12 protein-coding genes are annotated in these 14,251 nt (G+C 59.2%); 4 read left to right on the top strand and 8 right to left on the bottom strand.

Features of this window, described 5'->3' with window-relative positions:
- Positions 1-210 precede the first annotated feature (210 nt).
- The 5 genes from hemC to hemE form a co-directional block, all read right to left on the bottom strand.
- Positions 211-1,290: a hydroxymethylbilane synthase gene (gene hemC, locus Q4P78_RS07725; RefSeq protein ID WP_303339786.1), complete on the bottom strand. Its 1,080-nt coding sequence runs from the start codon at positions 1,288-1,290 to the stop codon at positions 211-213.
- Between the two features lie 109 nt (positions 1,291-1,399).
- Positions 1,400-2,587: a ferrochelatase gene (locus Q4P78_RS07720; protein ID WP_303339785.1), complete on the bottom strand. Its 1,188-nt coding sequence runs from the start codon at positions 2,585-2,587 to the stop codon at positions 1,400-1,402.
- 202 nt (positions 2,588-2,789) lie between these two features.
- Positions 2,790-3,569: a hydrogen peroxide-dependent heme synthase gene (gene hemQ, locus Q4P78_RS07715; RefSeq protein WP_303339784.1), complete on the bottom strand. Its 780-nt coding sequence runs from the start codon at positions 3,567-3,569 to the stop codon at positions 2,790-2,792.
- 84 nt (positions 3,570-3,653) lie between these two features.
- Entirely contained in the window at positions 3,654-5,117 is a 1,464-nt protein-coding gene (gene hemG, locus Q4P78_RS07710; protein WP_303339783.1) for a protoporphyrinogen oxidase, read from the bottom strand.
- Between the two features lie 185 nt (positions 5,118-5,302).
- Positions 5,303-6,472 carry a uroporphyrinogen decarboxylase gene (gene hemE, locus Q4P78_RS07705; RefSeq protein ID WP_303339782.1) on the bottom strand — a complete coding sequence of 390 codons (1,170 nt, stop codon included), beginning with the start codon at positions 6,470-6,472 and terminating at the stop codon, positions 5,303-5,305.
- Positions 6,473-6,690: 218 nt separating this feature from the next.
- Here hemE and Q4P78_RS07700 point away from each other — a divergent pair, with 218 nt between their 5' ends.
- The 4 genes from Q4P78_RS07700 to Q4P78_RS07685 all read left to right on the top strand — a co-directional run bounded on the left by Q4P78_RS07700 (position 6,691) and on the right by Q4P78_RS07685 (position 11,518).
- The gene (locus Q4P78_RS07700; RefSeq protein WP_303339781.1) at positions 6,691-7,935 is read left to right on the top strand and encodes a glutamyl-tRNA reductase; all 1,245 of its coding nucleotides are present in this window, start codon (positions 6,691-6,693) and stop codon (positions 7,933-7,935) included.
- Positions 7,936-8,036: 101 nt separating this feature from the next.
- Positions 8,037-8,258, top strand: a complete 222-nt coding sequence (locus tag Q4P78_RS07695) for a DUF3107 domain-containing protein (protein WP_303339780.1) — start codon at positions 8,037-8,039, stop codon at positions 8,256-8,258.
- Positions 8,259-8,647: 389 nt separating this feature from the next.
- Positions 8,648-10,231, top strand: coding sequence for a DEAD/DEAH box helicase (locus Q4P78_RS07690; RefSeq protein ID WP_303339779.1), 1,584 nt, complete (start codon positions 8,648-8,650; stop codon positions 10,229-10,231).
- A 9-nt stretch (positions 10,232-10,240) separates the two neighbouring features.
- Positions 10,241-11,518: a site-specific DNA-methyltransferase gene (locus Q4P78_RS07685; protein ID WP_303339778.1), complete on the top strand. Its 1,278-nt coding sequence runs from the start codon at positions 10,241-10,243 to the stop codon at positions 11,516-11,518.
- Positions 11,519-11,606: 88 nt separating this feature from the next.
- On the opposite strand, the gene Q4P78_RS07680 is transcribed toward Q4P78_RS07685, so the two are convergent.
- The 3 genes from Q4P78_RS07680 to Q4P78_RS07670 all read right to left on the bottom strand — a co-directional run bounded on the left by Q4P78_RS07680 (position 11,607) and on the right by Q4P78_RS07670 (position 13,966).
- Positions 11,607-11,894, bottom strand: coding sequence for an addiction module antidote protein (locus tag Q4P78_RS07680; protein ID WP_303339777.1), 288 nt, complete (start codon positions 11,892-11,894; stop codon positions 11,607-11,609).
- Complete coding sequence (locus tag Q4P78_RS07675) at positions 11,887-12,198, bottom strand: type II toxin-antitoxin system RelE/ParE family toxin (protein ID WP_303339776.1); 312 nt, start codon at positions 12,196-12,198, stop codon at positions 11,887-11,889. Before Q4P78_RS07675 ends, Q4P78_RS07680 begins: the two co-directional genes overlap by 8 nt.
- Before the next feature lie 370 nt (positions 12,199-12,568).
- Positions 12,569-13,966, bottom strand: coding sequence for a hypothetical protein (locus Q4P78_RS07670; RefSeq protein WP_303339775.1), 1,398 nt, complete (start codon positions 13,964-13,966; stop codon positions 12,569-12,571).
- Positions 13,967-14,251 lie beyond the last annotated feature (285 nt).

Genomic DNA, 14,251 nt, shown 5'->3' with positions numbered 1-14,251 from the left:
GCTCATTCATTGAATATCCATGTGGAATATTGCGTGGTATATAGGTAATCGATTCACCTAAGTGTCATTTATGTGGCGTATTTTATTGACAGGGTGTGAGCGTAGATAAGTATCTTTGAGCCATGAAATATATGAGTCAAAGAGCACTAACTACGCTCACACCCTGTCCGTACAATCTAGACATTCAGATCAGTGAAAGGTTCATATAGTCTACACACTCAGCTCTGCAAGATCAGCAGCGCCGAGCTGTAGCAGGTCCTCAGCCACTCGCACACCCAATCGATAGGCGGCAGCGACATCGGGCTCACTCACAGCCGAGGAGTGTCGCAGCAGCTGGGTGCCGTCAATAGATGCAACCACAGCATTGAGCACCAAATCGCCCTCAATAATCTGTGCGTAGGCGCCAATGGGGGCGGCGCATCCTGCTTCCAGGCGACGCAGTAGCGCACGTTCAGCGGTGACAGCCAGACGGGTTTCAGCGTGGTCTGCAGCCAACAATGCGGCGCCCAAGGAGCGTTCGGAGTGCTCAGCGATCGCCTCGCCGGGTTCTGCCTGGGAGGGGTCGCGCGTCATAGCGTATTCGCTCTCGCGGACTTCCAGGGCGAGCGCACCCTGGCCGGGTGCGGGCAGCATGCGTGTAGGGTCGAGGTATTCGGTAATGAGCTCTTCTTTGCCCAGACGCTTGAGCCCGGAGACGGCGAGCACCACGGCGTCGCAATCACCGGCGAGTTCGGCACCTACGCCGGTGTCAGCTTGCTGGTTGGTTTCGGTGCCTTCGTGCAGTACGACCTGGCGGTTTCCGTGCTCTTCCAGTCCCTTCACACGGGCAATGCGGGTGCCGACATTGCCGCGGATATCAATAACGTCCAGGTCGGGGCGCAGGGCTCGTACCTGGGCGGCGCGGCGCGGGGAGCCGGTGCCTACTGTGGAACCGGTAGGCAGGGTATCCAGGGTCAGGCCGTCGCGTGCGACCAGGGCATCGCGCGGGTCTTCTCGTTCGAGTACTGCCGCGACGATCAAGCCGGGGCAGGGGGCGCTGGGCAGATCTTTGAGAGAGTGGACCGCCATGTCTACGCCGTTATCGAGCAGGCGTTGGCGTAGGGTTGCGGCGAATACTCCGGTGCCGCCGAGGGTTGCCAGGGCGCCGGTGAGTACGTCACCTTCGGTTTTGACGGTGGTCAGTTCGAATTCTACGGCGGGTGCTAGAGATTCTACGTGGCGGGCTGCTAGGGTGCTTTGGGTGAGGGCTAGGGCGGATCCTCGGGTGCCCAGACGGTAGGTGGTTTTCATGGCTCTCTTTTCTATCGGTTGGTTTCTTGAGGTGATGTGTTATATGTGATTCGAGTATCCGCAAGAATACCCGGTGCATTACCAGAGTACATGCACCGGGTAGGGGCTTCTAGTGGTTATCCACCATAGTTTTTGAGGCACCGCGCAGGGGCTTGCAGCACAGGGTTGTGCATTCATCCTCACCCCAGGCAGCCGCGGGTACCGGGGAGGCAGCCGGCGAGCACACATGCGCGCGCTGACCCAGGTTCACCTCCTCAGATTCGGCGGTGCCTGCAACACGCTGGGCGATCAGATCCCGCAGGGACTCCACAAACGCCGGGTGCGTATCCGGGGTTGCCGAACGCTGAGCGATAAAGCCCAAACGAGCGCAGGTATCCAGCGCCTCGGTGTCCAGGTCCCACTGAACCTCCATATGTGCCGAAATAAAGCCCAAGGGTACCATAACCACACCGTCAATCTGACCTTCCAGCTCCTCCAGACGGTCGTTAACATCCGGCTCAAGCCAGGGCATCTGGGGCGGGCCAGAACGCGACTGATACACCAGCTCCCACTCAATCGCCGACAAACGCTCATCGCGCTCAGCCAGCAGAGCCATAATCTTACGCGCATTCTCCACATGCTTCTCCACATAGGCGTGGCCACCCTCGTAACGCTCCTTACCCGCTTCCACATCCGCATAGGAGGTCACGGGAATAGAGTGCGTGCAGAAAAGAATGCGGGTGCGCTCAATGGCACGGTCCTGCCCCACACGCTCAGCCACAGCGGACACCACCTGCTCCAGGGACGCCTGCAGCCCATCGGCAAAAGCCACCGCCAGGCCATCGGCCGCGTAAAAGGGCGGAATCTTCGCGATACGCACACTGCCGGGCTCAATATCACCGGCGGCCTCGAGATTTTCCAGAGCCATGCCCCAGTCCTCGCGGTACTGGCGGTCGCTGGAATAGCCCGGGTAGGCGCTGGTGGGCAGCACCAAAATATTACGGTGGCCGGCTGCATACGCCTCACGCAGCACATCGCTCACCAAAGGATGCCAATTGCGGTTACCCCAGTGCACCGGTAGAGCCGGGCCACGCTGAGCCAGGGCTTCTTCCAGGGCTGCGCGCAGGGCACGATTCTGTGCATTAATGGGCGAAACTCCACCATTGGCGCGGTAGTGCACCGCGACCTCTTCCAGACGCTCATCGGGAATACCGCGGCCGGCGGTGGCATTGCGCAGGAAGGGAATCACATCCTCCTGGCCTTCCGGGCCGCCGTAGGAGGAAAGGACCACCAGGTCATAGGGCTGAGGTTCGAACATGAGGGTCTTTCTGCGTGAGAGTGTTTTGGTTGTATGGGGTGGATGTAATGGTGTGTGGGTTGTGAGGATGCGGTTTTTGTAGATGTGAGAGTTATGCCAGGGGTTCGGGAGGAAGGCGTTCGCGCACGCCCCTAATCATTTCGCTGGGGCGAAATGTTCAGGCTATTAGCGCGCAACCTTCCTCCCTGTGAGAGTCCTCCGATTAGGAGAGAACCTCAGCTACCTCAGCGCTCTCAATACGACGGCCGGTGTAGAAGGGGGTCTCCTCACGCACGTACAGGCGAGCCTCGGTGTTACGGAAGTGGCGCATCATATCCACCAGGTCAACCAACTCCGGAGCTTCCAGAGCCAAAACCCATTCGTAGTCATTCAAGCCGAAGGTTGCCACGGTGTTTGCCAGGATCTGCGGGAAGTCAATAGCCTTCATGCCGTGGTTCTTGAGCATCTCGGCGCGGCGCTGCGGGTTCATGTAGTACCAGTCATAGGAGCGCACGAAGGGGTACACGCATACCCAACGCTCGGGCTGAGTATCGCGGGCGTAGGCGGGGGTGTGCTGGCGGGTGAATTCTGCCTCGCGGTGCACGCCCATGGTGGACCACACAATGCGGGTTGCCGAGAACAGGCGGGTGCGGCGGATCTTGCGCACTGCCTCCTGTAGCTTCTCGGGGTGCTGACCGTGGTTCCAGACCATAATGTCTGCATCCGAGCGCATAGCGGAGACATCGTACACGCCGCGCAAGGTCACGCCCTCTGCTGCGAGTTCTTCGCGCAGTGCGTCAAATTCTGCGATTGCTTCGGGGCTATTGGCCTCTTCGGGGCGTGCGCCTTCACGGGCGAAGATGGTGTACAGGGTGTAGTGCAGTACTTCGCCTTCTTCGCGGCCGCGCTTGTTTTCCTCAGCCGGGGAGTGCGGCAGGTTGCCGTAGCTGATGTGCTGGGGCGCCTTATCGCCGACGGGGTTTGCGCCGTATGCGTGGGACATGGTGTTCTCTCTTTCTTCTGGTAGTGCCGTCACGTTGTTGTGGCGGCGTGCACTTCATGAATAAATTGTTGGGGCTGTCTGCCGCTATGAGTCGGTGTGCAGCTGATCGGCGTAGCTATGGCGTTTGAGGAAGCCCTGTACCTGGGTGGTGGTATCTCCCACGACCTTGACCAGGCCGCTACCTGCCGCCCAGGAGCCAATAATGCACACATTATCCAGCTCGGCGACGCGGGTGCGGAAGTTTTGCACACGGTCGCGGTAGCCGGGGGTTGCTGCCGGGAGCACGCCGCGCCAGCGAATCACGTCGGCGTCTACCAGCTGCTCGCCGGTAATGGGCACACCCATGAGTTTGGTGGCGTCGTGCATGCCCAGGGTGATGAGCTGCTCATCGCTTAGGGATACGTCGTTGAAGCGGGAGTCTTCGCCTCCGCGACCATAGGACAGGCGTACAACATGACGCGAGTCAATGGTGGCGTCTCGTACCCAATCCCACTTCGCGCTCGCATGAGTCAGAGCCTTAGCACGCACACCGCGCACCTGATCGGATACCAGCAGACCGGTACCGCGGGGATTGCTATTGAGCAGCTTCTGATCCACCACCAGTGTCACCAGTGCAACCTCGGGGCCTGGTTCAATGACCGGCAGAGCCGGGCCCTCAATATGCGGGGCAAGCAATCGCGCGGTAGTCGGACCGTCCGAGGCAATGACCAGGTAGTCAGCGCGGGCGGTGGCGATCTTATCCCCACCCACGGTGTTCTTCTGAATCATCAGCCACTGGCCGGTTGCAGGGTCTCGATCCACAGCAATGACGTCAAAGCCGGCAATAATGCGCACGCCGGCTGCCTGAATATCACGAACCAGCGCCTCAGTCAGCTGATTCATACCACCGGCAAGGGACGCCACCTGGCTACCTGCCGGGGAGGCTGCGCGCAAAGCAGCGGAGGCGCCCGCCAGGGAACGGTGGGTGCGCATAGCCGCGCGCAGACCCGGAATGGTCGCGTCAATATCCAGGGAGTCCGGGTGGGAAGAATACACGCCGGACACTACGGGAGCCACCAGGTTATCCAGTACAGAGCGACCCATGCGTACGCGCACCAACTCGCCCAGGGTACGAATCTTTTCGGTGGCGGCAATGGGCAGCACACGGTCCAGCTGGGCGCGGCGCAGACCGCCCTTACCCAGCACATCGATCAGACTCTTATCGTTCAAATCACCCGGGATGCCCATAATGCCGCTGCTGGGCATTTTACGAGCGCCCTGCGGCAGGTACAGCCACGAACCCAAGGCATTGGGGGTGACAATCTTATCTTTGAGACCGAGCTCTTCAATGAGGGTGCTCACGGCGGTGGAGCGGGTTGCAAAGGATTCCGCGCCGGAGTCAAGCATGAGGGAGGCGACTTCGTGGGCTCCTACGGCGCCACCGAGGTGTTCGCGTGCCTCCAGCAGGGTTACGCGTAGACCTGCGGCGCGCAGCTGGCGTGCTGCCAGCAGACCGGAAACTCCGCCGCCGATAACGATGGCGGTGCGGCGGGTGGGCGAGTCAGTCACGTGTGTCCTTCTTCCTGCGTTGATCCTGTGCGGTGTGTATTCTGCGCGGCGTGTTAGGTATCGACTATGGTCACTGTGAATACCGGGTAATATTCCCTGTTCAGACTACCCGGATTCACTGTGTTTTGTATCTCGTATACGTGTTTATGACAGATTATGACGGGATATTACCCCGTTCTCTATCCTTAGACAGTACGCGCAGTCTTACGGTGAATATAGGAGACCAGATCGGTGAGCACCTGCGGGTCAGTGGTCGGCGGCACGCCGTGACCCAGATTCACCACATGGCTGGGAGCTGCGGAGCCGGCCTGCAACACGCTATCAACATGCGGGTAAAGAACCTCGGGGCCGGCAGCCAGCAGAGCCGGATCAATATTGCCCTGCAGTACCACTTTGCCACCCAGTCGCTGGCTAGCAATATCCAGGGGCAGGCGGTAATCAACGCCCATCACATCGGCGCCGGCCTCGTACATGGCGCCCAGCAGCTCGCCGGTACCCGTACCAAAATGAATACGCGGCACACCGAACTCCTCCACAGCCGCCAGGGACGCCGCCGAATGCTCCTGCACATAACGACGATAATCGCCCTCACTCAACGAACCAGCCCAGGAGTCAAAAAGCTGAACCGCCGAAGCACCCGTCTCAATCTGAGCACGCAAGAACTGCCCGGCAGTACGAGCAGCCCAAGCACCCAGTTCCTTCCACGCTTGGGGGTCGGCGTGCATCATAGTGCGCGGGCGCAGGTGGTCACGCGAAGGACCACCCTCCACCATATAGGCGGCAACGGTAAAAGGAGCGCCGGCGAAACCAATCAGCGGGGTATCGCCCAGCTTCTCCACCGTGGCGGCAATAGCCTCGCGAATAACATCCAGCGCCGAATCTTCAAGCTCCGGCAGGGCGCGCACATCTTCCAGGGTACGCACCGGGGAGGAGAGCACCGGGCCACGGCCGGGAACAATATCCACATCCACACCCGCAAGCTTCATCGGAATCACAATATCCGAGAAGAAAATACCCGCATCCACGGCGTGGCGGCGTACCGGCTGCACCGTAATCTCAGCGGCAAGCTCCGGGGTCAGGCAGGCATCCAGCATGGCGATACCCTCGCGTGCGGCGCGGTACTCCGGCAGAGAACGGCCCGCCTGGCGCATAAACCACACCGGGCGGTGCGAGGCCTGATTCCCGCGGCCGGTCAGCGCCAGCAGCATGGGCGAGGAGGCAGTATTCGCGCGGATCTCGCCCTCGGCGCGACGCAGCGGATGGTTCGCCGGCAGATGCGCCAGCTGATCCTCAGTCAGCAGGGGGCGGTAGGGTGCGCGCGGGGCACCTGCGGGTGCGGTCATGCTTTCAGTCATACCCCCAGTGTGCCAGTTTTTAGAGCGCTCTTTTGCGACACTCTGTCACTTATGCTAGCGCCTGAAGTACACCTAAAACTGGGGGAGTAAAAGTTCACCTATCCCCTAAGCTAACCCTAAGCTTAAACTCGTGCTTGATAACTCAGGTTAACCGTTCTACCCACTAAGTCACACTCGCTTTACACCCACCGGCACCTTATGGCTATGATTAGAAACTAGTGACTACCTATGCTTTCGTTGCCAGCCACAGGACAGTAGACCTGACCACCGTCGCGCTCCTCGCCGACGGTGCCACAATCGTACCCAAACTCCTCACCTCCCCCACCGCCCAACAACTGGGCGTGCGTGGCAGCGTGGTGCTCTCCACCTGCAACCGCCTCGAAATATACGTGCACATTGATGTCGCCGAACACCTGGCACCCGTGAGCACCATGATTTACGAGGCCATCGCCTCCACGGCAGATGTGGCACTGAACATTGTTGAAACCAGCTTTGAAATTCACCGCGATACCGACTCCGCGCACCACCTCTTTACGGTAGCCTCCGGGCTCGAATCCGCCGTGGTCGGTGAGCGTGAAATCGCAGGTCAGGTACGCCGAGCACTCACCCAGGCGCAGGAGCAAGGCACCGCCACCAGCGAACTCATTCAGCTTTTTGAACACGCGGCACATACCGCCAAGCAGGTCGGTCAACACACCGCCCTGGGAGCACAGGGACGCTCCATCGTCTCCGTCGCTCTGGAACTGGCAGACGCCGTCACTGAAAAAGACTGGGGAAACCGCCGCGCGCTCATCTTCGGCACCGGCGCCTACGCGGGTGCCACCGTTGCAGCCCTGCGCGAGCTCGGATGCGAAGATATCTGGGTCTACTCCCGCTCCGGCCGCGCCGAAGAATTCGCCGCAAAACGCGAAATCAACGCGGTGGAAGACACCGGACTCTACGCCGCCATGGCAACCAGTGATGTCATTATCGGCTGCTCCGGAGGCTCCGCGCCCCTGGATCCTTCCGAAATCCCCGCGGGTCGTCACACCATCCTGGATCTGGCACTCTCCCGCGACTTCGACCCCGCCGTAGCAGACCTGCCCGAGGTTGAACTCATTACCCTCGAATCGGTACGCCTAGTCGCCCCTGCCGAAACCGAAGAGGCAGTACACACCGCCCGCACCATCGTCGAATCCGAAACTAGCACCTTTATTGCCAAGCAAAAGACCCGATCCATTGATTCGGCAATCGTCGCGCTGCGCTCTCACACCATGCAGGTGTTGGATGAAGAGCTCGAAAAGGCACGTGCACACTATGGATGCGGTGCCGCCGCTGAGCACCTTGAGGTTGCTATGCGACGCATGGTCAAGTCCCTGCTGCACACTCCCATGATGCGTGCTAAGCAATTGGCTGCTCTGGGTCGAACCGATGAGTACATTGCTGCTCTTGAGGCTCTGTATGGAATTGATATTACTGACTAGGTAATTCCCTAAGCTCTGAGCGCATAAAGCCCAGAATCAGTGGCGGGCGGGTACACTTAGAAGTAATTGATAGCCACCCGGCGATACCTCAAAGGAGCATTATGGAAATCAAAATCGGTGTACGCCACCTGACCCGCGAAATCATCATCGAATCCAAGGAAGAGATTGACGCAATCCGCGCCAAGGTCTCCGAAGCCCTGACCAACGGCACCCTGCTGGAACTGGTCGATGAAAAGGGCGCAACCACCCTGATCTCCGGCGCGCAGATCGGTTACGTAGAGCTCGGTACCGAAGAAAAGCGCCGCGTAGGCTTCGCTGCCTAAAGTTCCGGTGCCGCATCCGGCGCCCCTAAAGTTTCGCGCCTATCCCCGGATAGTCTCTGAGTGTCCCCGGTATCCTGCCCGCATAATGCGGCGGCTGCCGGGGATACTTGTATTCTCCCTCCCCGGTTTGGGCGCAAAAAGTAACATTGGGCGCAGGAAAATTGCGCCCGTTGTTACAAATTGCGCCCAAAACGGCATAAGAACAGGGCGTATATCACCCGCAGCCCGAGGGTGCATTCTGCGCCGCTTCGGGTTAATATTAGAGGGTTAAGTGATTGACCGGTCGCCCGTAATAATGAATCGCTTCCCTACCAGCGGCCAGCAGCCTGCACGGCGCACCGCATGCAGAACCGCGATCGGCTATCAACCTTTGAGCGTGAAAGAACATCATGACCGAACAAGCTCCCAAGACTTTTGTTGAATGCGGCGTGCGCGAAGACATCGCCGAAGCCCTGGCGCAAGCCGGTATCACTCACCCCTTCCCCATCCAGGAAATGACCCTGCCCGTAGCCCTGACCGGCCACGACATTATCGGCCAGGCAAAAACCGGCACCGGTAAAACCCTCGGCTTCGGTCTGCCCGTGATCCAGCGCGTTATCGGCCGCGAGGACGAAGGCTGGGATGCACTGCCCACCCCCGGCGCACCGCAGGCGCTCATCCTCGTCCCCACCCGCGAACTGGCACTGCAGGTGGGCGACGACCTCGCTTTGGCTGCCAAGCTGCGCAATGCGCGCGTAGCCACCATCTACGGCGGTGCGCCCATGGACAAGCAGATCCAGCTGCTGCAGCGCGGCGTTGAGGTCATTGTGGGCACCCCCGGCCGAGTGATTGACCTGTACCAGCGCGGTGACCTGAACCTCTCCCAGATCTCCATGGTCGTCCTGGACGAAGCCGACGAAATGCTTGATCTGGGCTTCCAGGAACCGGTTGAAAAGATCCTGGATTACCTGCCCGAAAAGCGCCAGACCATGCTCTTCTCGGCAACTATGCCCGGCCCGGTCGTCGCTATCGCGCGCCAGTACATGACCAAGCCCATGCGTATTACCGCCACCAACCCGGACGACCAGGCCAAAACCAAGGCGTCGATCCGTCAGGTGGTCTACCGTGTGCATCACATGGATAAGGACGAAATGCTCGGCCGTATTCTGCGCGCCGAGGGCCGTGGCCGCACCGTGATTTTCACCAAGACTAAGCGTGACGCCGCGCGCGTGGCAGATGAGCTGATCAGCCGTGGTTTCGCCGCCGCTCCCCTGCACGGTGACCTCAACCAGGGTGCACGTGAGCAGGCGCTGCGTGCCTTCCGCAACGGCAAGGTGGATATTCTGGTGGCAACCGACGTGGCAGCCCGCGGTATTGACGTGGAAGATGTGACCCATGTGATTAACCACCGTGTGCCCGAGGATGAGAAAACCTACCTGCACCGTACCGGCCGCACCGGCCGCGCCGGCAATGAGGGCACCGCTGTGACCTTTGTGGATTGGGAGGATGTGCCGCGTTGGCGTCATATTAACGACGCCCTGGAGCTTGGTGTGCCCGACCCGGTAGAAACCTACTCTTCCTCTGAGCACCTGTTCTATGATTTGAATATTCCGGCGGGCACCAAGGGTCGTCTGCCGCGCGCCGAGCGCACCCTGGAGGGTTTGGATGCGGAGCGTCTGGAGGATTACGGGGATGGCCGTGAGCGTGGCCGCGGTTCTCGTTCCGAGCGCGGTTCTTCGCGTTCGGGTTCGCGTGGCCGCGGTGGCAGTAATTCTTCTCGCGGTGAGCGCCGCGATGGTGCTGAGCGCGGCACTAACGCTGAGCGCACCCGTTCTTCTTCCCGCCGCCGTACCCGCCGTGTAGAGGGCGAGCAGGCCGGGGCCGATAATGCTCAGCCTCGCGGTGAGCAGCGAGCACAGGCTGAGGGCGGCGAGCAGGGTCAGCGTACCCGCAGGCCGCGTCGTCGTACCCGCCGCGTGGTTGAGGGCGAATAGTTCCACACTATGTCTGCTTCTCATCTTTCGCCCACCCATCATGCTGATGCGCAGGCCACCGCAAAAGCGGCGCGCGCCCACGCCCGTTCTGCCTCCCCCGCCCCGGCGGCCACTGACCCGGTGTTTGATCCGGCCGGTCCGTCGCTGCTGGTGCAGGCGGATAATTTGGAGTACCTGCGTACTCTGCCTGATGCATCGTTTACGGTGATTTATATTGACCCGCCGTTTAATACGGGTAAGCCGCAGACGCGCCGTTCCTATAGTGCGCGTTCTGCCGATGCGCAGGGTGATTCTAAGGGCTCTGGCGGGCAGGATTCTGCGCAGCGTACCGGGTTTAAGGGTAAGAGTTATAGTACTGTTTTGCAGACTATTGCTAGCTATTCTGATTCTTTTGAGGATTATTGGGCGTTTTTGGAGCCGCGTATTCGCGAGGCTCACCGTCTGCTCGCTGAGGACGGCACCCTGTATTTGCATTTAGATTGGCGTGAGGTGCATTATGCCAAGATTATGTGCGATATGATTTTTGGCCGCGATTGTTTTTTGAACGAATTGATTTGGGCGTATGATTACGGCGCTAAATCTACCCGCCGCTGGCCGACAAAGCACGATAATATTTTGGTGTATGTAAAGAATTCTCGCAGCTATTATTTTAATACGGCTGAGGTGGATCGCGAACCCTATATGGCGCCTTCTTTGGTGACCGAGGAGAAAGCGGCTCGCGGTAAGCTGCCCACGGATGTGTGGTGGCATACGATTGTTTCTCCCACAGGCAAAGAGAAGACTGGCTACCCCACGCAGAAGCCGGTTGGTTTGTTGCGCCGTATGATTGCGGCGTCCTCGCGTCCGGGCGATTGGGTGCTGGATTTCTTTGCCGGCTCGGGTACGACGGGTGCGGCGGCGGCTTCGCTGGGTCGTAAGTTCGTGTGTGTTGATCAGAACCCGAGCGCTATTGAGACGATGGCGCACCGTTTGAATGCGAGCGAAACGTCTTTGCAGGCGTATCGCGGGGTGCCTCGCGGTGCGTCGGTGTTGTTTACGCCGCATCGTAGTGTGGGGGTTCGTGGCGGTACCTCGCGGGATGCGTTGATGGCGGCTTCGCGTAAGGCATTGGCGGCGCAGCGGGTGAAGTTGCAGCAGCAGGTGCAGCCGGTAGAGGGTGCTGCCTGCGAGTTTGTGCGGCATTCCTCCACGGATGCTGTGGAGAAGCAATTGCGTGTGCAGGCGCGTGAGCATTTGCGGCGTGAGCGGCGACGTCAGGAGTTGGCGAAGAAACGCGCTGCTTCTTAACCCCTCCCCCGGTTTGGGCGCAGAAAGTAACATTGGGCGCAATTTTTCTGCGCCCAAAGCAACACATTGCGCCCAAAACGGGGAGATGTTAAGCAGCTACCCGCACTTCAAGCTGTAATCCAAGAGCATCAAATATTTTACGCATCGTATTCCACGACGGATTACCATTAGTAGAGAGTGCTTTATACAAGGATTCACGGTTAAGATCAGCCGTATTCGCGACACGGCTCATACCACGAGCCTTAGCAATATCCCCCAGTGCCGCTTGCAGGATACGCGAGTCAGGGTCTTCAAGAGCAGCATTCAAATACGCAATAATATCCTCATCAGTGGCTAGGTAGTCGCTGACGTCCCAGCGGTTAAGTACTTCAGTCATCGTTCTTCCTTCGAATATCATGCGCCATTTTATGCGCTGCATCTATGTCACGCTGTTGGGTGCTTTTGTCACCGCCAATAAGTAACAGCATCAGAGTATCGCCTTCAAAGGTGTAGTAGATACGATACCCAGGGCCAGTATGTATGCGCAGTTCCATCACCGCGTTTCCTACTGGCTTCACATCGCCTACTATCTTCCCAGCAAGTTCGCACCGGCGCAGAGCAATATTGATACGCGCCTTGCCCTGCACGTCCTTAAGCTTGCGGAACCACCGATCGTAGGTTTCTGTTCGGATTATCTCCATACCTTAAGTGTAGCCCATAGGCTACAGAAATGGGAGTGTATTGCGCTTGTATGCTGTGGGGTAAGTGCAATGGATACAAGCTCCAGTGCTAGGTTCTCCCCTGCCAAGCCCGACGAATATACTCATCAACCACCAAAACCAGGCGAGTGAGATCGGTTTGGGCGCAAAAGTCACAACGGGCGCAAATTATCTGCGCCCAAAGCAACATATTGCGCCCAAAACGGGGGGAGGGGATAAAACCGAGAGAGATAAGAACGGGGAAGAGGGACAGGGAGATAAGAAAACACACCCGTGAAGTAGCGGGAAAACCGCCACCCCACGGGTGTGTTTATCAGCTAGAGCAGGTGCTCTGTTCTTCTAAGCACTAGGCTTAGAGGGAAACAGTGCCACCGTTGTCGGTGCAGTAGCTCAGAACGATGTTACCGTTTACGCGGCTACCACCAACGGTGTTAGCGTTGTTAGCGGTTGCAATAGCACCGTCAGAAGCCAGCTTGGTGCTCACGAAGGAACCACCAGCGCCACCACCGGAGCCATGAATTGCACCAATAACGTTGTACTTACCTGCCGAGTCCGGGGAAGTAGCCTGGTAAGAGCTTGCAACGGAAACGCCCGAAGCGCCGCCACCGTAGCCACCGCCACCCGCACCGGGGCTGATCATAGCTGCTGCCTGGTAGTTACCGCTACCGGGAGCTTCGCCCTGGTATACAGCAGTCATACCCCAGTCGGAGCTTGCGCCCGCGTAGGTGCCACCAGCAACCGATGCAGCATTGCGCGAGTAGAAGGTACCGTTTGCATTGGTCTTGTTAACGTAACCGGATGCATTCACGGTGCTGGTACCAGCCGAAGCTGCGGTACCCGGAGTAATGGTGCCGCCGCTGGAGGTTGCGCCGTTACCACCGGGGGTAACGGTAGTCACGAAGCTACCGGTCTGAGTGTTCCAGGTGACCGAGGGTGCGTTGGGGCTGGTACCTGCGTAGCCACCGGGTGCAGAGCTGTTAGCGAAAACAGAACCAGTGGGTGCAGTAGCCTGCGGGTAGTTAGCGGACCAACCGATACCCGCACCGCCGCCGCCACCGGCAACAGCGACCAGGTCGCCGTCAAGCAGCAGAGCGGATGCGCCACCGCCGGAACCACCGTAACGCGGGGTTGCACGAGCGTAGAGCAGGTTGGTCGGATTACCGCCAGCCTGGGGCAGGGGGTACTGCTCGGTAACATTCTGGTGAGCGAAGATATTGCCCTTACGCTTATTCATTTCACCGTTGGTCAGGCTGTCTGCATCGCTAATGTGGTCATCCCACAGGTTAGCGGTGTCACCACCGTTTGCACCGTTCCAACCCTTACCACCGGTATTGTGGAACCAGGTGTCACCCGCGAAGTTGGGGCCGGAGTTAGAGTTGAACTTGTTGTAGTTCTGAATACCGCCACCGGCAGCAGTCAGAGTCAGGGTCTGGCCGGGGGTCACAGCCAGGGTGCCGGTTACCTGAGCACCAGCACCACCAGCGTAGTTCAGACCTGCAGAAGCACCACGGCCGCCACCACCAGCTGCGCCCACCACGGTGAACTTAATCGAAGTCACGCCGGTCGGAACGGTGAAGGTCTTGGTAACGAGCGAACCGTCGGTAGTAGTGTTACCCAAAGTAGCGGTAGTGTTGAAATCGGTGCAGTTCGACGCCGCGTACGCCGGCACTACTGCCGAGGCAGCAACAACCGGAGCTGCCCATGCAGCACCGGCAACCACCTTACGGCGGGAAATGTTAGTGTTTTCCATGTAGATCCTCGAGGTATCTAGACAAAGTGAATATTGAAGCGCGTCCGCCCATATGAAGCGGGGCGCTCTCTCCCTCTCGCAGGTATCTAGCTCAGGTGAGTGAGTGATAGCCTTCAAGGCGGGAAAGCCTGTGTGAATCAGAGACGCAACTTTACCACAGGCGCGGGCGCCAGTCCTGTCGGTGGCGTCTCCTCGAAATCTTCACTATTTCCGGGCGCCGTGCCGCCGTTATCAGATGAGGATGGATAACGTTTCAGCACTCCACCCCCGCACTGAAGCGGGTGT

The organism is Rothia sp. (in: high G+C Gram-positive bacteria) (genome assembly GCF_030540545.1).
Classification (GTDB): domain Bacteria; phylum Actinomycetota; class Actinomycetes; order Actinomycetales; family Micrococcaceae; genus Rothia.
Note: the sequence above shows the minus strand (reverse complement) of the source record. Positions and strands in the feature narration are given on the sequence as shown.

Coding starts and splice junctions, on each gene's coding strand:
- hemC (WP_303339786.1), bottom strand. CDS start 1,290: ATGAAAACCACCTACCGTCTGGGCACCCGAGGATCCGCCCTAGCCCTC.
- Q4P78_RS07720 (WP_303339785.1), bottom strand. CDS start 2,587: ATGTTCGAACCTCAGCCCTATGACCTGGTGGTCCTTTCCTCCTACGGC.
- hemQ (WP_303339784.1), bottom strand. CDS start 3,569: ATGTCCCACGCATACGGCGCAAACCCCGTCGGCGATAAGGCGCCCCAG.
- hemE (WP_303339782.1), bottom strand. CDS start 6,472: ATGACTGAAAGCATGACCGCACCCGCAGGTGCCCCGCGCGCACCCTAC.
- Q4P78_RS07695 (WP_303339780.1), top strand. CDS start 8,037: ATGGAAATCAAAATCGGTGTACGCCACCTGACCCGCGAAATCATCATC.
- Q4P78_RS07690 (WP_303339779.1), top strand. CDS start 8,648: ATGACCGAACAAGCTCCCAAGACTTTTGTTGAATGCGGCGTGCGCGAA.
- Q4P78_RS07685 (WP_303339778.1), top strand. CDS start 10,241: ATGTCTGCTTCTCATCTTTCGCCCACCCATCATGCTGATGCGCAGGCC.
- Q4P78_RS07680 (WP_303339777.1), bottom strand. CDS start 11,894: ATGACTGAAGTACTTAACCGCTGGGACGTCAGCGACTACCTAGCCACT.
- Q4P78_RS07675 (WP_303339776.1), bottom strand. CDS start 12,198: ATGGAGATAATCCGAACAGAAACCTACGATCGGTGGTTCCGCAAGCTT.
- Q4P78_RS07670 (WP_303339775.1), bottom strand. CDS start 13,966: ATGGAAAACACTAACATTTCCCGCCGTAAGGTGGTTGCCGGTGCTGCA.